The 16,849-nt window shown below is 64.9% G+C and carries 14 protein-coding genes; 4 read left to right on the top strand and 10 right to left on the bottom strand.

Annotated elements, in window-relative coordinates; all coding sequences use genetic code 11:
• Positions 1 to 212: 212 nt before the first annotated feature.
• Positions 213 to 725: a GNAT family N-acetyltransferase gene (locus tag H7688_RS20400; RefSeq protein ID WP_183363111.1), complete on the top strand. Its 513-nt coding sequence runs from the start codon at positions 213 to 215 to the stop codon at positions 723 to 725.
• On the top strand, positions 722 to 1,846 hold the full coding sequence (locus H7688_RS20395) for a M20 family metallopeptidase (RefSeq protein ID WP_183363109.1): 1,125 nt from the start codon (positions 722 to 724) through the stop codon (positions 1,844 to 1,846). Before H7688_RS20400 ends, H7688_RS20395 begins: the two co-directional genes overlap by 4 nt.
• Before the next feature lie 83 nt (positions 1,847 to 1,929).
• Here H7688_RS20395 and H7688_RS20390 read toward each other — a convergent pair whose 3' ends face one another.
• Positions 1,930 to 4,380: a methyl-accepting chemotaxis protein gene (locus H7688_RS20390; protein ID WP_183363107.1), complete on the bottom strand. Its 2,451-nt coding sequence runs from the start codon at positions 4,378 to 4,380 to the stop codon at positions 1,930 to 1,932.
• A gap of 76 nt (positions 4,381 to 4,456) precedes the next feature.
• A complete protein-coding gene (locus H7688_RS20385) occupies positions 4,457 to 5,212 on the bottom strand; it encodes a substrate-binding domain-containing protein (protein ID WP_183363105.1) in 756 nt (251 codons plus the stop codon).
• Positions 5,213 to 5,564: 352 nt separating this feature from the next.
• Here H7688_RS20385 and H7688_RS20380 point away from each other — a divergent pair, with 352 nt between their 5' ends.
• Entirely contained in the window at positions 5,565 to 6,821 is a 1,257-nt protein-coding gene (locus tag H7688_RS20380; RefSeq protein WP_246329906.1) for an exo-beta-N-acetylmuramidase NamZ family protein, read from the top strand.
• A 122-nt stretch (positions 6,822 to 6,943) separates the two neighbouring features.
• Complete coding sequence (gene murB, locus H7688_RS20375; protein ID WP_183363103.1) at positions 6,944 to 7,894, top strand: UDP-N-acetylmuramate dehydrogenase; 951 nt, start codon at positions 6,944 to 6,946, stop codon at positions 7,892 to 7,894.
• Here the strand turns inward: murB and H7688_RS20370 are convergent.
• The 8 genes from H7688_RS20370 to H7688_RS20335 form a co-directional block, all read right to left on the bottom strand.
• On the bottom strand, positions 7,891 to 10,737 hold the full coding sequence (locus H7688_RS20370; protein ID WP_183363101.1) for a response regulator: 2,847 nt from the start codon (positions 10,735 to 10,737) through the stop codon (positions 7,891 to 7,893). The genes murB and H7688_RS20370 overlap by 4 nt on opposite strands.
• On the bottom strand, positions 10,734 to 11,330 hold the full coding sequence (locus H7688_RS20365) for a TOL_0243 family YfiR-like periplasmic protein (RefSeq protein WP_183363099.1): 597 nt from the start codon (positions 11,328 to 11,330) through the stop codon (positions 10,734 to 10,736). Before H7688_RS20365 ends, H7688_RS20370 begins: the two co-directional genes overlap by 4 nt.
• Before the next feature lie 332 nt (positions 11,331 to 11,662).
• Entirely contained in the window at positions 11,663 to 12,418 is a 756-nt protein-coding gene (locus H7688_RS20360; RefSeq protein WP_183363098.1) for a hypothetical protein, read from the bottom strand.
• 257 nt (positions 12,419 to 12,675) lie between these two features.
• On the bottom strand, positions 12,676 to 13,368 hold the full coding sequence (locus tag H7688_RS20355; protein ID WP_183363097.1) for a lipid-binding SYLF domain-containing protein: 693 nt from the start codon (positions 13,366 to 13,368) through the stop codon (positions 12,676 to 12,678).
• 70 nt (positions 13,369 to 13,438) lie between these two features.
• Entirely contained in the window at positions 13,439 to 13,699 is a 261-nt protein-coding gene (locus tag H7688_RS20350) for a YMGG-like glycine zipper-containing protein (RefSeq protein WP_183363096.1), read from the bottom strand.
• Between the two features lie 29 nt (positions 13,700 to 13,728).
• Positions 13,729 to 14,172, bottom strand: a complete 444-nt coding sequence (locus tag H7688_RS20345; protein WP_183363095.1) for a hypothetical protein — start codon at positions 14,170 to 14,172, stop codon at positions 13,729 to 13,731.
• A 331-nt stretch (positions 14,173 to 14,503) separates the two neighbouring features.
• Positions 14,504 to 15,226, bottom strand: a complete 723-nt coding sequence (locus H7688_RS20340) for a hypothetical protein (protein WP_183363094.1) — start codon at positions 15,224 to 15,226, stop codon at positions 14,504 to 14,506.
• Between the two features lie 132 nt (positions 15,227 to 15,358).
• Positions 15,359 to 16,816, bottom strand: a complete 1,458-nt coding sequence (locus H7688_RS20335; protein WP_183363093.1) for an efflux transporter outer membrane subunit — start codon at positions 16,814 to 16,816, stop codon at positions 15,359 to 15,361.
• Positions 16,817 to 16,849: the final 33 nt, after the last annotated feature.

Below are 16,849 nucleotides of genomic sequence, written 5' to 3'. Positions count from 1 at the left end.
GTTTGGACTTTCATTGGAAAAAAAACGATACATCCCGCACCGTTTTGGTCCACCGCACGCATCCTCATGCAGCCTGTCCCAAAGAACCATATGTAATTCCGGAGACTTGAGCACCAGGGAAAAGCGAGGTGCCACCGATCTCCGTCTACCTGCCTAAGCCGTGCCAGTCTGATATAATGAACCCAGGTTCAATCCCCCCAAGGGAGAGCGGCATGTCAGAGAACAACCACAATGGCGAGGAACTACTGCGCATCCGGGAGATGATCATCGACGACCTCTCCGAGGTGTTTCACATCGGGGAGGAGCTCTTCACTGCCGAGTACTCGCAGAGCCTGTACCGGACCTGGGACGAGTACGAGATCACCACCCTGTTCAACTCGGACAACGAGCTGTGCATCGTCGCCGAGCAGGGGGAGCGTCTGCTCGGGTTCGCGCTGGGGACCACGGTGAAAAAGCACAACAGCCCCTGGAAGTACGGCTACCTGGTCTGGCTCGGGGTGCGCCGGGAGCTCCAGAAACTGCAGGTGGGCGAGCGGCTCTTCAAGGAGATCGTGCGCCGCATGAAGGAGCAGGGGGTGCGCATGGTGATCATCGACACCTCGGCCAACAACAAGCCGGCCATCAACTTCTTCGTGAAGCACGGCTTCGACAACATCCAGGAGCACGTCTACATGACGCTCAACCTGTCGCGCAGGCACAAGAAGAGACCGGTGAAAAAACCATGAACGAGCGTCTTGAACGGGTACTGGCCGCCGTCGATCCGGTGCGGCTCAAACAGAGCTTCCTGGAGCTCCTGGACCTCTACTCCCCTTCCGGAAAGGAGGAGGACATCCAGCTCTACCTCGAGGAACGGCTCACCCGGGCGGGGTTCACCGTCCGGCGCCAGGAGGTTGAAGAGGAGCGCTACAACCTGGTGGCCACCATGGGGAAGGGAGAGCCGGGGCTTTTCCTGGTGGGGCACGTGGACACGGTCCCGGCCTGGGACCTGGAGGAGTTCGGGGCCCGCGAGGAGGGGCCAACCGTCTTCGGGCTGGGGAGCGCCGACATGAAGGGGGGGTGCGCCGCTATGCTCGAATGCTGGCTCGCGCTCAGTGAGACACTCCCCGAGGCGGAGCGCCCGTCGGTGGGGCTGCTCTTTGCCATCGGCGAGGAGGAAAACGGCGACGGGAGCGCCCGCTTCCTTAAGAGCTGCCGCCCCCCTTGGGCGGTAATCGGCGAGCCGACCGGGCTTGCCGCCTGCTTCGCCCACTACGGCTACCTCGAGGCGGGCTTCGTGACCCACGGCGTGAAGAGCCACTCTTCGCTTCCGGAATTGGGGCACAACGCGGTGGAGTCGATGCTGCGGGTGCTCTTGCACCTGGGTAACGACGCGCTCTTCCGGCGCGAGGAGTCCGAGATCGTCTACTCGATCCGCGAGATGCGCTCCTCCCAGAAGGGGTTCGTGGTTCCGGACCGCTGCGAGGCCTGGATCGACCTGCACCTCCCCCCCGAGCGCGCGCCGGAAGCGCTGGAAAAGGCGATCCGTGACCTGATAGCCGGCGCCGACCGTTACATCCCGGGGCTCGAGGTGAGCGTCGCCTTCGACTTCGCCTCGGCCGGCTACAACCTGGGGACCCAAAATGCCCTGGCCGAGGCCCTCAAGGAGCTCTACCCGCGGCTCGGGCGTCCGCTCAAGCTCGACGCCTTCCGGTCCCACTCCGACGGGAACCTCTTCTACGCCGCCGGCTGCCGGCCGCTCATCCTCGGCCCGGGGGCGCTCGAGGTCTGCCACACCCCCGAGGAGCAGGTCCCCTTCGCCGAGGTGCTCGAGGCGGCCCGGATCTACGCCGCCCTCTGCCTCGCCTGAATCCCGCCACCCGCGCGAAAAGGCCCGGAACGCTCACGCGCTGCCGGGCCTTATTTTTGCCTGCCGGGTTGAACCGAAAAAACCTACACCTTGAACCACCCCACCATGCCGTCCAACTCTCCCGCCAGCTGCGAGAGTTGGCTCGAGGAGTGCTGGATGTCGGCGCAGGAGCTCTTCAGTTCGTGGTTCACCTGGGCGATGCCGTCCATGTTGTCCGCAACCTGCACGCTCGTGGAGGACTGCTCCTCGGCGGCCACCGCGATACGCTGCACCATGTCGCTGACCCGCTCCACGTAGCTCACGATCTCGCCGATCGCCTTCAGGGTGTCGTCCACCTCGAGCTGCACCCGTCCCACCGAGCTGCGCTCGTCCTGCATGAAGCGCACGGAGGCGGCCACCGACCCCTGCATGGTCTTCACCGTCTCGGAGATCTCGCTGGTCGCCACCGTGGTGCGCTCGGCCAGGTTGCGTACGCTGTCGGCCACCACGGCGAAGCCGCGCCCCTGTTCTCCGGCCCGGGCCGCCTCGATGGCGGCGTTCAAGGCGAGCAGGTTGGTCTGGTCGGCGATGTCGTTGATGAGCGTCACCACGTTGCTGATCTCCTGGGACTGCTGCCCCAGGCTCTCCACCTTGGCGGCCGCCTCCTTGACCGTCTCGGCGAATTCGGCCAGTTCGAGCACCGTGTGCTGCATCGCCTTTTGCCCCTGCTCGGCGATCTGCCGCATGCTCTGGGCCGCCTCGGAGGTGTCGGAGGAGTTCCGGGCCACCTCGACGGTGGTCTGGGTCATCTCGGTCATGGCACTCGCCGACTGGTCCACCCGGACCGTCTGCGCCTCCGAGCCGCGCTCCAGGAGCTCTGCAGTTCCGGAGAGCTCGCGCGAGTTACGGGCCAGGGAGGCGGTGGCCGCCTTGATCTTGCCGACCATCTCGCGCAGGTTGCGGACCATCTCCGCCATGGCCCCCTGCACCTTGCCGATCTCGTCCGCGTTGTGCACCGAGATCTCCACGGCCAGGTCGCCCCGGGCCACCGACTGGGAGACCTGGATCAGCTGGTTCAAGGGACGCGAGATGGAGCGGTAGACCCAGGCCCCGAACAGGATGCCGAAGAGGACCGCACCGAGGCTGATGGCGCCGATGAGGCCGGTCGAGTAGTGCACCATGCGGTTTACCGAGGCGATCGCCTTCTCCTGGTCCCCCTGTGCCGCGCTCACCGTCTTCTTGCCGCTCTCCGACTGCTTGCGCACCACCTCGCGCAGCTTCGCTGTGGCGGCCTGCGCCTTATCCTCCATCTCGAGGCGGTTGCGCATCTTGAAGAGCACGCCGTCCTTGGCGAAGAGCACCCCCTTGATGCTGGAAAGCGCGCTGCCGGCCCCGCCCAGGGTGGCAATCTCGCGCTTGGCACCCAGGCGGGAGAGCGACTTGGCGAGCCCCCCCTGCAGGGCCTCGATGCGGGCGAAGACGCGGGTCAGCTCGCCCGCCAGGAGATCGACGTCCTTCACCGAGCGCGCCGTGGCGACCCGGGTGGCGAGCGCCTCCACGTTGAGTCCCAGGCTCAAGAGTTCCGAGTTCTCCGCCATGATCGAGGTGGCGAGGTTGCTGGAGCCGAAGTAACCGGTCTGCTTGCGGGTCTCGTTGGAGAGGTTGTCGCTGGCCATGGCCCCTTCCTGCTCCGCGGTCAGGACCACTGCGTTCAGCCGGTCGGTGACCTCGGCGGCCAGGGCGTCGCGCTGCGTGGTATCCGCCCCCTGCTGCCCGGCTACCAGGGTCTGGGCCTTGATGAAGAGCGGCACCTTGACGCTCAGGGTCTTCAGGTCGCCGGCCAGGGTGGGGGATACCTTCAAGAGGTCGTTTTGCTGGGCCTTGGTCAGGGCCGAGTTGCACTTGCCCTGGGCGATCAGCACCGCCTTCTTGTTCTGGGTCTTCAGCACCTCGAAGAAACCGAGCTGGAAGTCCTTCAGGGTGAGCTTCAACTGTTCGACGTTGTGCACCCGGGCCGACACCTCGCGGGTGGCGTCCACCGACCTGGTGTAGGAACTCGAGGCGCCGGACTGCAGCCCCTTGATCCGGTTGTCGAGCTCCTTCAGGCGGTTACTCGCCTCGGCGAGCTTGTCCGAGATGCTGCGCGCCGCGGCCTGGGACTCCTCCTCGGCCTTCAGCCTGCCGTCGGTGATGGTGAACAGCTCGCCGGCGATGGCCGAGAGGTCCTCGTGGGCGGCAAGCTGGGCGTCACCCGAGAGCGACTTGAGCGCCGACTGCCCGGCCTGCACCTCGCCCAGCGCCCGCTCGGCCTCCCCCTTCGCCGAGGCGAAGTCGTTGCGGTTTTTCGCGGCGGCGACCTTGGTGAGATCGGCCGTGGCACCCTGGATGGCGCGCTGGAATTCCACGGTGCGCATCTGGAAGGGGGTGCTGCGCTGGGTGAGATCCTGCAGGCGGCTCTTCACAAAGCCCATGCCTACGATGCTGGTCACCGCGACCGCGGCGATGATCATGATGACGATGACTACGTTGAGGGTGAGTTTGGTTTTTATCGTCATTGCGTGAGTGCTCCAGGTATCCGTTACGGCGAAGATGTCGGGGGGCGCGAGCCCCCCTTAGCAGAAACAGGTGCGGCTACAGTTTGAGGTACTGCTTCCCCTCGCCCTGGATGTAGTCGATGAGCTTTTGCAGCTTGCCGCTCGGTTTCCCCTTGGTGATCAGGTTCACCGGGCGGGAAAACTCCGGGGTATCGACGGCCTTGATGGTGGCGTCGAGCATGCTGGTCGGGCCGAAGGCGATCGATTCGGGGGTGGAAGCGACCTTGTCGCGCACATCCTCGAAGCGGCCGGCATCGAGCACGTCGGCCAAAAACGGCTGGTCGCTCAGGGCGAGTTTGCGGTAGGCGGCGTTGGTCGCCGGGTTGATCTTGGAGAGCACCACGATGATCGGCGCGTCGCTTCCCCCGACCTCTTTCCAGTTCACGATCTTGCCGGTAAAGATACCCAGCAGCTGCTCCTTGGAGAGCTTGCCGACCGGGTTGTCCTTGTGCACTACCGTGAAGATCTTGCTCACCCCGAGCGTAGTCGCCTGGAAGGCCGCTGGATCGGGAACCTCCAGCTTCTCGCTCTTCATGGCCGCCAAGAGATCGGCATAGGCGACGCCGGCCGTCGAGGCATCCAGTTCACCGGCGATGAGCTGCTTGAAGGAGAGCGTCGCGCTGCTGAAGTTGAGGTTGACGGTGATGCCGGAGGCCTTCTCGAAATAGGGCTTCACCGGGCGCATTACGCCATCCAGAGGTGCCCCCCCGCCGCCGACCTTGATCTCCTCGGCTCCCGCCACCCCCGCTTGAACCAGACACAGTGCTGCCAACGCCACGATCATCTTTCTCATGCTGCTTCCCCCTTTAGCTTTGATAAAAATACCCGATAGATGCTGCGTAGTCAGAATTAACCGACAACGGTAGGGCGTTTCCCTAATACAGCCACGTCAGTTAGAAAGCTGTCACAGTTTTCCTCTTTCGCGAACTTACCGTGTCAGTGTTCTTACCTAGAAGTTTGTATACCTTAATCGTCATATCTCAGAAAAACTTTAGTAAAGAATCCCTGTAGGAATCAGTCTTACAATGGAAAATTACTCAATGAATTGGCCTACAAATACAATCTTTCGTTCAAATAAATACTTGATCCAGCGTACCTTAACGGTTAAGCTGACAAACTCTTACCCCCAACGAAGGCGGTTACCTGTGCAACGTTGCATCATGCTGTTCCTGCTGTTGTTCCTTGCCATCCTGCTCTCTCCCGTCCGTTCCGGTGCCGCCGTGGTGAAAACCGGTGCCGAGCTCCTCGCCGAGAGCGGCTTCGCCCCCCTCAAGGGGAAACATTTCGCCCTGATCACCAACCAATCCGCCCTGGTGGGCGGGGTGCACCTCATCGAGCTCCTGGCCCGCCAGGGTGTGCAGCCGGCCCTGATCTTCACCCCCGAACACGGCCTCACCGGCAGCGCCGAGGACGGCGTCAAGCTGAATGACTCCAGCATCCACGGGATCCCGGTGAAGAGCCTCTACGGTGCGGTGAAGCAGCCGCAGCCGGCCGACCTGAAGGGGATCGACCTCCTGGTGTTCGACATCCAGGACGTGGGGGTCCGCTTTTACACCTACATCTCCACCATGGGGCTCGCCATGCAGGCCGCAGCCCAAGCGGGGATCCCCTTCTGGGTCCTGGATCGCCCCAATCCCCTGGGGGGCGACGACGTGGCCGGTTTCGTGCGCCGCGAGCTCCCGGCGAGCTTTACCTCGCTCTACCCGATCCCCATCGCCCACGGCATGACCGTCGGCGAGTTGGCGCTCATGATCAAGGGGGAGGCGATGCTGCCAGGGCTCGAGCACCTCGAGGTGAGCGTGGTGCGCATGCAGGGGTGGCAGCGCTGGATGCGCTGGCCAGACACTGGGCTTACCTGGGTGGCGACCTCACCCAACCTGGCGAGCTTCGAATCGGCGCTGCTCTACCCCGGGATCGGGCTGTTGGAGGGGACCAGCGCCTCGGAGGGGCGCGGCAGCGAGGCCCCCTTCCAGGTGGTGGGGTGGCCGGGACTCGACCCGCAGGTGCTGGCGCAGCGTCTCAATGCCGAGCAGCTGGCGGGGCTGCGCTTCGAGCCGGTCCGCTTCACCCCGGTGAGCCAGCCGGGAAAATCGAGCGCCCCGAAGTACAAGAACCGCGAGTTGGGCGGGGTGCGCATCGAGATCAGCGACCCGCACCGGGTCACCCCGGTGCAAGTAGGCGTTGCGGTGCTGAGTGCCCTGTACGGGACGCTCCCCGAACCGGCACGCCGGGTGCTGTTCCGCCCGGGGTTCGACGACATGGCCGGTTCCTCCGAGCTGCGCCAGGGGGTCCTGGCGGGACTCCCGGCCGCGGCGGTGAGTGCCCGCTGGGGAGCCTCGGTGCAGCGTTTCCGCAAGGAGCGCCAGGGCTACCTGCTCTACGAAGAGGGTCAGGCACCCTAGAAGACGCGAGCCGCCGGCCGCACCTGGAAAGCCCCGCCCGAAAAGCGGGGCTTTTTTGCACCCACGGGCCGGTTTCCGAAAAGCGCCTTGCTCCCGGGCGCTTACCTGTTAAGGTAGTAGCCATGATCGAGCTCAGAGAACATTTCCCCCTCGCCCCCTGCACCACCTTCGGCATCGGCGGGCCCGCCCGCTTTTACGCCGAGGTCGCCGGCCTCGCAGAGCTGCGCGAGGCACTCTCCTTCGCACGCGCAGAGGGGCTCCCCTTCTTCCTCATGGGAGGTGGCAGCAACCTCCTGATCAGCGACGCGGGGTTTCCCGGGCTGGTGATCAGGAATACCGGTCGCGCACTGAACCGGGAAGGGACGGATGTGGAGGTCGAGGCGGGGGTGGTTCTCATCGATCTGGTGCGGAGCTGTGCCAGCTGGGGACTTGCCGGGGTGGCAACGCTGGCGGGGATACCTGGGCTGGTGGGTGGTGCGCTGCGCGGCAACGCCGGAGCCTACGGCGGCTCGCTGGGGGAGGTCTGTACCTCGGTGCGGGTGCTCGACGCGGGGAGCCTCGAGGAGCGCATCGTGAGCCGTGCGGAGTGCCGCTTCGGCTACCGCGACAGCCGCTTCAAGCAGGACCCGGCCCTGGTGGTGCTGGGAACCCGGCTCTCCCTTGCGCCGGCACCGGTCGAGGAGCTCGAGGAGCGGGTGGCGGAGACCCTCGCCAAGCGGGCGGCACGCCGCCTGGATTGCGAGCAGAGCGTCGGCTCCTACTTCACCAATCCCGTGGTGAGCGACCGGGCGCTTGTCGCGCGCTTCGAGGCCGAACAACGGGTTGCGGCCCGGGAGGGGAGGCTTCCCGCCGGCTGGCTCATCGACCAGGCGGGGCTGCGCAACCTCCGGGTGGGGGGCGCCCAGGTAAGCGGGATCCATGCGAACTACCTGATCAACACCGGGGGGGCGAGCGCGCGCGACGTGCTTGAGCTGGCGCGCCTGGTCAAGGAGCGGGTCCTGAGCCAAACCGGGGTGCGGCTCGTCGAAGAGGTGAGCCGGATAGGTTTCAGCGCCGGGGAGCTTGCCGACTAGGCCGCGACCAACTCCGCGCTCACCGCGCGGAACTCGGCGAGCCCCTGTTCCAGCCGGGCAAAGAGCCGGTCCTGACCGGCCAACTCCCCCGCCTTGGCGCGGGTCTCCATCTCCAGTGCCACCGCGCGCATCGCCTCCGCCCCTATGCTGGCGGCGGCCCCCTTGATGCTGTGGGCCTTAAGGTGGATGCCGGGCCCGTCCCCCTCCCGGATCGCCACCCCCAGCGCCGCCAGCAGCTCTTCGGTACTCTGCAGGTACTTCTCCACGAACATCCCCAGGAACGCCTGATCCCCCCCGATACGCTGCAAGAGCCCTTCCCGGTCGAAGACCACCGGCGCGGCGGCCCCAGCCTGCCCCGGCTCGGGCCGCCGCTCTACCGTCCCCTGCACCTCCCGTGGCGGCTCGGCTGCCTCCCTGGCGAGTGCCGGGATCCAGCGCTGCAGCATGGTGCGCAGCTGGTTCAGGTCGAAGGGCTTGCTGAGGTAGTCGTCCATGCCTGCTGCCAGGCAGCGCTCGCGGTCCCCGGCGATGGCGTTGGCGGTGAGCGCGACGATGGGGATGCGCGGGAGCCCCTCGCGCGCCTCCCACTCCCGGACCACCGTGGTAGCTACGAAGCCGTCCCGGCGCGGCATCTGGCAGTCCATGAAGATCAGGTCGTGCCCGCCGCGGGCCGCGGCCTCCGCCACCACGATACCGTCCTCGGCCAATTCCATGCGGCACCCCAGGAGCGTGAGCATGTGGCGCACCACCTCCTGGTTGACCGGGTTGTCCTCGGCGACCAGGATGGAGGCGTCGAAGGAGACCGGCGTCGGGTCCGGGGAACGCTCGCCGGCGCCGCCCCCCTCCCCTGCCAGTACCGAGCTGAGGCACTCCTTAAGGCGGGCACTCCCCAACGGCTTGTTGAGAAAGCGCAGCACCCCCGCGTCGAGCGCCGCCTGGGCCCGCTCTTCGCTCCCGAAGGAGCTCAGCATCACCAGGGGGAGCGCGGCGAGCGCCGGGTCCGCCTTGATGGTGCGCACCAGTTCGATGCCGTCCATGCCCGGCAGGAAGAGGTCGAGAAGCGCCACCTCGAAGGGGTCACTGCCGGCCGCCTGGCGCAGGAGTTCGAGCGCCTGGGGGGCGTCGCCGGCCAGGGAGCTGCGCATCCCCCACCCCGCGACCTGGTGCTGCAGCACCTCGAGCGTGGTCGGATTGTCGTCCACCAGGAGGATCTTCACGCCGTCGAGTTCCGGGACGCCGTGGTGGTCCGGCTGAGCCGGGAGGTCCTGCTGTTTCAGACGTGCCGTGAACCAGAAGGTGGAGCCGGCTCCCAGCTCGCTCTCCACCCCCAGTTTCCCTCCCATGAGGCCGGCCAACTGGCGCGCGATGGCGAGCCCCAGCCCGGTGCCGCCGTAGGTACGCGTGGTCGAGTAGTCGGCCTGGGAAAAGCTGTCGAAGATGCGCTCCTGCGCCTCGGGGGCGATCCCGATACCGGTGTCGGTAACGGTGAAACGTAGCAACACCTCGTCGCCCAGCCGCTCCGCAACGCCAACCCGCAGTTGCACCTCCCCTTCCCCGGTAAACTTCACCGCGTTCCCCACCAGGTTCACCAGTATCTGGCGCAGCCGTACCGGATCCCCCTCAACCAGGCGGGGCACCCCTTCATGCACCAGGGCGGTGAGCTCGATCCCCTTGCGCTGCACCCCCGGCCCGAACATCTCCGCCACCTCGTCCAGCGCCTCGACCAGGTCGAAGGCGACCGTCGCCAGCTCGAGGCGCCCCGCCTCGATCTTGGAGAAGTCCAGGATGTCGTTGATGATGGAGAGCAGTGACTCTCCCGAGCTGCGCACCGCCTCGGCAAAGCCCCGCTGCTGGCCGGAGAGCCCGCTCTGCAGCAAAAGCCCCACCATCCCGAGGACGCCGTTCATCGGGGTGCGGATCTCGTGGCTCATGTTGGCGAGGAACTGCGACTTGGCGAGGTTGGCGGCCTCGGCCGCCTCCTTGGACAGTTTGAGCTTGTCAACCGTCTGGCTCAGCTCGGCGGTGCGCTCCAGCACCTGGTCCTCCAGCTGGTCGCGCTGGGCCGCCAGCCGCGCTTCGCGATCCTCGATCTGGCCGAGCATCTCGTTGAAGCCGTCGATGAGGGTTCCCAGTTCATCCTCGCCCTGTTTTTCGGCGCGCACCGAGTAGCAGCGCTCCTGGGAGACCCGCTTCATCACCTGGGCCAGGTGCAGGATCGGATCGGAGATGACCCGCTGCAGCCGGGAGGCCAGGAAGTAGACCAGGGCCAGGCCGCCGAGCATGACGGCGACCACCAGGCCGAAGAAGCGCAGCAGCCGGTCGGCAAGCTCGCGGCAATCCGAGCGCAGAACCACGGTGCCGATCTGCTGGCCGTCCAGGACGATCGGCGCCGTGCCGTAGAGGTCGGAGGCAAGGGCAAACGGAGAATCGGCTGCCCGTACCTTTGCGAAAAGCCGGGCGGTATCGACCCGGATGCCGTCGGAGCCGGTGACCACGAAGCCGAGCCCGGCGGGCTGCACCCCCTGCCCCAGGTAGCTCGCCAGTACCGAGCCGTCCTTCAAAAGCACGAAGGCTGCCATGATGGAGGGTTTGGCACGCAGCCCCGAGAGGGTCTCGGTCGCCGCGACCCGGTCGTTGAAGGCGACCGCGGCCGAGGTGTTGTTACCAATGATCTCCGCCAACGCCGCCATTTCGGCACGGGCACCGGTGCGGAACTGGGTCGCCTCGTTGAACACAAAGGCGCAGGCCACCACGGCCAGCACCGCGCAGTTGGTGAGCACCAAGAGCGCGATCAGCTTGCGCCGAATCGAAAGGTTTTTCAGGTTGGGAAGCATTCGTATCATTCCAGCACCTGCCTGGCCAGCTTGAGCAGCTGCGAACTGATCCTGAGACGCACCCTGGTGGCTGCGGCCATATTCACCTCGAAACCGACCCTATTTTTCACCGAGACCAGGTTGATCATCCCCCCCGCCTGGCAGAACCCTTCCTGGTCCGCGACGGTGAGCACCCGGTAGTTCTGCACCGTCTTGAGGATCTGTGCCAAGCGCCCCCTCTCCGAGGCGCTGATAAAGAGCAGGTCGCAATCCCGGGCCTCCTCGGGGGTACGCAGGTGCACCACCGCGATGCGCCGCCCCTTGGCGGTCTTGCCGCGCACCTCTTCGATCGCCTCGCCGAACGGGTCCTTGCCGAGGATCCCCAGGGTCAAGCTGCCGGACGAGGTGGTGCTGTCGCTGGGCCACTCGACGAATTTCAGGAAGTTGTACAGAAATGCCGCCTTCACCTGGTACTCCGCACTACCCGCCGCGCGTACCGGGCCGGTAAGCCCCACGAGCAGGCCGACCAGCAGCACCAGGGCGCCGGCGAGCGTGCAGAGCCGCCGGAGTCGACCTCCTGCGCCGCTTGGTGCACCCGTTTTATCTGCTGGCGTGGTTGTCATGGAACCCCAAAACCGGTTAAGTCGACGTTAAGGTAAAACTCCAGCATCAGTAACGACAGGAAACGAGCATACACTCGGGAGAGCGCCGCAGCCGGGATCTCCCGGATCGGCAGGCTTCCCCGCTCTCCATCCCGCTCCAGGAGAAGAGGAACTCTTTGTCACTTCTCGGTCAGTCCGTGAACAAACTTGAATAGATACCGTGACCAGCATGGAGAGTATGGCTATTTTTCCTACAAGGGGTCGGCTGGAAAATTCAGGAGGGAAAACAGCTTGCGGCACAGCTGGCGCAAGGGACAGTTGCGGGGCGAGGGAGGAAGTAGCCGCCGGTGCGGCTACTTGGGGGACGGCTTGCTGAAAAAAGACTTCATACTTTCGACTTCCACCAGCACCTGGCGCGAGAGCTTGGCGTACTCCTCGGGGGTCTTGGCCAGCTCCAGGTGCCCCATCAGGTCGGAGAAACGGCGCAACTCTTTGAGGCTGTTCTGCTCCACGAGCTTGGGCATCAGGGTCTGCCAGGCGAGGTGCATGCGGATCACCACGTTGGAGAGCTTGTCCAGCTTTTTCACCTCACTCCAGATCTCCAGCTCGCGGCCGTTGTAGTCGAGCAGCAGCACCTCGGTTGGCAGCACCGGCTTGAAGGGGACCGCGACCGTCGCCGCGATCAGGGTGATGCGGTTCGAGTAGCGCATGGTGTCCAGGCGGTTTTTGGTCTGCACCGCGGTGTCCAGGTCTGCGATGGTGCGTCCCAGGCGCGGCAGCAGGATGCTGTTCCCCTCGTCCTGGAGGTAGTCGAAGGCGGCGGCATTCTTTTTGAGCAGCTCGAACTTCTTGGGCACCCGGTCCATCTTGCCGGCGAGGGCGAGGGTGAAGATCTCCACCGCCGAACCGGACAGGGTGTCCAGACCCGAGACGATGAAGTTGGCGCGGCCGGTGGGAGCGAAGACCTTGGCAGGTTCGCGGGAAGGTACCGGGGCGGCTCCCACGGCCCGGGCCGGTACCGGCACCAGGGCGGCCACGGTGACCGCGGCAAGTACCAGCCAACGCAGTGAGGTGGTAAGGGTGGCGCCAAGACATCTCGGGTAGGTCATGCAGGTAGTTCCTTTGCAACGAGCGGGAGGCTCGACGTGACAGACGGGCTTTGAAGGGGCTCCAGGCGGCTTATTTGGCCGGCGGGAGAGAACAATGTAGCAGGATCAGCGGTTTGGGGCAAGATCTCACTTGTGCTGTATCGGTACCGGACCGGAACTACTGGAGAAATTTTTCAGGGTTACCTCAGGTGCGGCTTGCCGGCTGCCTTAAGGACCAATGAAAAGCCGGGAGCTTTGACTCAGCTCCCGGCGCGGGTCTATTTCATCGTCGAGTAGGTGTGCAGCAGCTGTTTTAAGTGTTTCACCTCGGGAGTGGCTTTGCCCCCCTTGCCGGAAAGGACGTCGGCGGCACGTACACCGCCTCCGTAGTATTCCGCGGTAGCGTCCTCATCCACCTGCAGGGATGCTCCTTCCAGGGAAACCCCGGCAAAAAGACCGCGGCTGCGCGAATAGGAGAGGATCTCGCTCTTCAGCATGATATCGGTGGCGGCCTCGGCGCTGCGCCCCACCGGGCCGGCAGCCACGGCGGCGTCCGCACCCAGGGTGAATTTACCCTTCAAGAGTCCCTCTACGCCTTTGCGGTGCTTGAAGACCAGGATGACGTCGGTTGCCTGTCCCCCTACCTGCCAGCCGATACTGCCGCCGGTCAGGCTCACGAAAGCCGGATCACTCCAGCCGCCCCCTTCCTGGCGCACCACGACCACACCGGTGCCGTGACGCCCTCCCACGATAAAGGCCCCCTTGATGGCGTCCGGGACGATGACGATAGCCTGGGCATCCCGCAAAAGTGCCGGCGGAATCCCCTTCTCGGGAATCTTCATGATGGTCTGCAGCACGTTGGCCGAATCCCTGACGTCCTTCACGTTATCCCTGGCCAGCGCAGCGGTGGTCAGCGCCCCGATGAGCAGCAGGGCGAGCGCTGCCACGGTGATGCTTCTTACGACCTTCATGGTGTACCTCCTTGTGGTACCGGATCGGGATCGCCCCTTCCGGCTACTTGCTGCTCCACCCTTGGCGTACTCAGTACCTGTGCTCGTAGTGACGGCGTCCGCCGCGATGGTCGCCGGGGTCGCCGAGGATATAGCCCGTCAAGGCGCCTGCGGCACCACCAAGCACCGCGCCCACGGCCGGGCTCCCGCCGGAGATCCCTCCCAAAAGTGCGCCGCCACCGGCTCCGATGGCGCCACCGCTCAAGGTGCCCTGCTGCCGGTTCGACATGCCGACGCAGCCGAACTGCACCAAGGCCAGTATGAGGAGAGTCACGATCCTGATTACTCTCATGGTTACCTCCTTGGACCTGCGGTCCGGCGCTACTGCTGGCTGGTGGCCAGGGGTCGGTCCGCAATCCCCGTTTTAAGTTTCGGTTTCACCAATTGACGCCAAACCACCCGCAGTACCGGCATGTCGACATCGTCCGGATTGTTGCGGTAGTAGGCGTCCACCGCCTGGATGATGGTACTCATGGGGACCCCGCGCAACCCCTCGGCCAGTTTCGCGGTAAAGTCCGGCCGCTTGAGTTCGGGGTGCCGCTGTACCACGTTCTCCTCGATGGTGACCACGTGCCCCACCCCCCAGATGAAGGCGACCTTGGTGTCGAGCTGCAGCGTCTGCCATTCCTCCCCGGTCAGGACCGGCATTTCCTCGAGCTCCCGGCTCAGGTCGGTCGGCGTCATCTCCTCCACCCCGAAGGCTGGCCGGCCGCCGAACGGGACCACAAGCAGCGACCACAGGCCACAGACAAGAGCCAGTTTCACGCGCATCCTCATATTCCACCTCCCTCAAGCAGAATCATTAGCATCTTTTAACTATTGATAGCATTACCGCTGCGCAATGTCAATGAAAGGGGTCTCATAGGAGGTAGTGCGCCACATCCGGAACAAAGAGAGCATCTCAGAGTCCCGGAACTGACTGACAGACGAGGTAGAACGCGGTAAAGGGCAGGACTGCTAGGAACAGGGAACAGGGGGAGACTGGTTGGGCAACGAGGAGTAAGCGTCAAGCAGAGAGAGAACAGCGCCAGGAGGTGCTGTCAAATGGTACAGGCAAGGTGGCGCCAACGCCTGGCGCCACCTCGCGGGGGAAAAGCTATTGGGGAAGGGTGGTTACCGCAAACGTGGTGTTGTCTATGACGTAGGTTGTGGCATCGACGGTCAGAGAGGTCGTTCCCGTGGCACCCGACGGAATCCGCAGCAAAATGTGATGGTTCGCGAGGCTCAAGATGGGGAAGGTGGCCGTAGAGCTTGTGAAGGATATCACGTCACCGTTGTTGGCGTCGGTCACCGCGAAAGAGGTAGTGTTGCCGCTCATCCTGATGTTGTGCCCTCCCGAGTCCAACGCGTTGAGGAGCCCGGTCGTGATCTGCGTGGTATTTGCGGGCGGGGTGGGGTTGGTACTCGCCGTGAAGGTCGGGGTGGCCATCGTCTGGGTGACCGTTGTGAACGTCCCCGGCTGGGTCCCTATGGTGAGGGTGGATACCTGCGTGCCTCCCAGCACGCTCGAGGCAGTCTGATAGACCTTGACCAGATCCTTGTTCTTTACGGTTCCGGTGAGACTGGTGGCGCGCACGCCATTAATCGAGAAGGCACTGCCGCTCGAGATGCTGACGGAGCCCGCTGTGGAGTTATTGGCGAACCCGGAGATGGTAACGGTATTGGAGGAAATCTGCCCCTGGAGGGGTACTCCGAACTTCGAGGTAAAGCTGAAGGCATTGGGTGTCGGTGCTGGAGTAACTTTGGGGAACCAATCGATGCCACACCCGGAAAAACCGACAAGCGCCAGGAGACAAAGAGCTTTTAACGCAGTATTCACAGCAGCCCTCCCTAATTAACCGAAATCTATTCCGGCTGGATAGTATAGCAAGGGTCCGGCTTTGACAAGCTCAAAGACCGACAAGAGTCCCTATGACAGCCGGACTGAACTCCGTGAGAACCTTTGAGAACCTTAGGGAGCTTTTGCTCCATCGGCCAGCGCCGCGGCGTCCCAGCCGCCGCCCAAGGCGCGGATCAACAGCACGCTCGCGGTCAGGCGCCGGCCGAGGATACTCACCGCGCTGCGCCGGTTGGCGAGTTCGGTACTTTGGGCGACGGTTACGTTGAGGTAGCTGATCACCCCGGCACGGTACTGGTTGAGCGCCACGGTGACGGTTTCCGCCGCGGCGCGCACCGCATCCTCCTGGGCCAGCGCCTCGGCCTCCAGGATGCGCAGCGCGGCGAGGTTATCCTCGACCTCCTGGAACCCGGCCAGGACGGTCTGCCGGTAGTTGGCGACGGTCTGGTCGTAGGCGGCCAGAACCTGCTCGTTCTGCCCTCGGCGCAGTCCGCCGTCGAAGAGCGTCTGCGACAGCACCGGCCCGACAGACCAAAAGTGGCTGGGCCAGCTGAACCAGTCTGCGAAGCTCGTCGACTGCAGCCCCGCAGAGGCCGAGAGCCCCACCGTCGGGTAGTAGGCGGCCTTGGCCACCCCGATCTGGGCGTTGGCAGCGGCCATGCGCCGTTCGGCCCCGGCGATGTCCGGCCGGCGCTCCAGGAGCTCGGAAGGAAGCCCGGTGGGGATCTGGGGGACAACTGACGTGAACTGACGCACCGGGAGCGCGAAGTCCGAGGCGGGCTTGCCGATCAACAGCGCGATGGCGTGCTCGAGCTGGGCGCGCTGCACACCGAGGTCGATCGCCTGGGCGCGGGCGGTCTTCAGCTGGGTCTCGGCCTGGAGCAGGTCGCTCTTCGCCACGACGCCCCCCTTGTAGCGGTTCAGGGTGAGGTCGTAGGCCTTCTGGTAGCTCGCCACCGTCTCGTCCAGAAGCTTCTGCTGCAGGTCCTGGACCCGGAGCAGGAAGTAATCCTGCGCCAGTTCCGCCTGGGCACTCAGCCGGGCCGCCGCCAGGTCTGCCTCGCTTGCCTGGTAGCTGTCGCTGGCCGCCTCGACGCTGCGCCGGATCCGGCCCCAGACGTCCGCTTCCCAGGAGAAGTTGAAGGGGAGCGAATAGGCCGTGCCGCTCACGGTACTGCTCTGGCTTCCCCCGGAGGCGTTCGTGGTGGTTACGCCGCGTTGCGAGCGGGTAATCGAGGCGCCCACGGTGAGGGTCGGGAAGTACGCGGCACGCTGTTCCTGGATGATGGCGCGGGCCTGACGCACCTGGGCCTCGGCGGCCTTCAGGTTCTGGTTGGAGATCACCACCTGCTCTTCCAGGGCGTTCAGATCCGGATCGTTGTAGAGCTGCCACCAGGTCGCGCTGAGCTTCCCGGTGCCGCCGGGCTCGGCGAGCTTCCACCCCTTGACCTCCTTGAAGGCCACCGGTACCGGGGCCTCGGGACGGACGTAGTTGGGCCCCACGGTGCAGGCGGCGAGCGCCGGCAGGGCCAGGGCGAGGAGCAGGCTCAGTTTTTTAAGACGGTCGGTCATGGTCAGTTCCTTATCGAGGACCTAAGGGACGCA

It is taken from the genome of Geomonas limicola, assembly GCF_014193675.1.
Lineage (GTDB): Bacteria > Desulfobacterota > Desulfuromonadia > Geobacterales > Geobacteraceae > Geomonas > Geomonas limicola.
The sequence above is the reverse complement of the archived record's forward strand: the minus strand, read 5'-3'. Positions and strand labels throughout refer to the sequence as shown.

Excerpts from the sequence above, each read along its gene's own strand:
- H7688_RS20400 (WP_183363111.1), top strand. The coding sequence starts at position 213 with ATGTCAGAGAACAACCACAATGGCGAGGAACTACTGCGCATCCGGGAG.
- H7688_RS20395 (WP_183363109.1), top strand. The coding sequence starts at position 722 with ATGAACGAGCGTCTTGAACGGGTACTGGCCGCCGTCGATCCGGTGCGG.
- H7688_RS20390 (WP_183363107.1), bottom strand. The coding sequence starts at position 4,380 with ATGACGATAAAAACCAAACTCACCCTCAACGTAGTCATCGTCATCATG.
- H7688_RS20385 (WP_183363105.1), bottom strand. The coding sequence starts at position 5,212 with ATGAGAAAGATGATCGTGGCGTTGGCAGCACTGTGTCTGGTTCAAGCG.
- murB (WP_183363103.1), top strand. The coding sequence starts at position 6,944 with ATGATCGAGCTCAGAGAACATTTCCCCCTCGCCCCCTGCACCACCTTC.
- H7688_RS20370 (WP_183363101.1), bottom strand. The coding sequence starts at position 10,737 with ATGATACGAATGCTTCCCAACCTGAAAAACCTTTCGATTCGGCGCAAG.
- H7688_RS20365 (WP_183363099.1), bottom strand. The coding sequence starts at position 11,330 with ATGACAACCACGCCAGCAGATAAAACGGGTGCACCAAGCGGCGCAGGA.
- H7688_RS20360 (WP_183363098.1), bottom strand. The coding sequence starts at position 12,418 with ATGACCTACCCGAGATGTCTTGGCGCCACCCTTACCACCTCACTGCGT.
- H7688_RS20355 (WP_183363097.1), bottom strand. The coding sequence starts at position 13,368 with ATGAAGGTCGTAAGAAGCATCACCGTGGCAGCGCTCGCCCTGCTGCTC.
- H7688_RS20350 (WP_183363096.1), bottom strand. The coding sequence starts at position 13,699 with ATGAGAGTAATCAGGATCGTGACTCTCCTCATACTGGCCTTGGTGCAG.
- H7688_RS20335 (WP_183363093.1), bottom strand. The coding sequence starts at position 16,816 with ATGACCGACCGTCTTAAAAAACTGAGCCTGCTCCTCGCCCTGGCCCTG.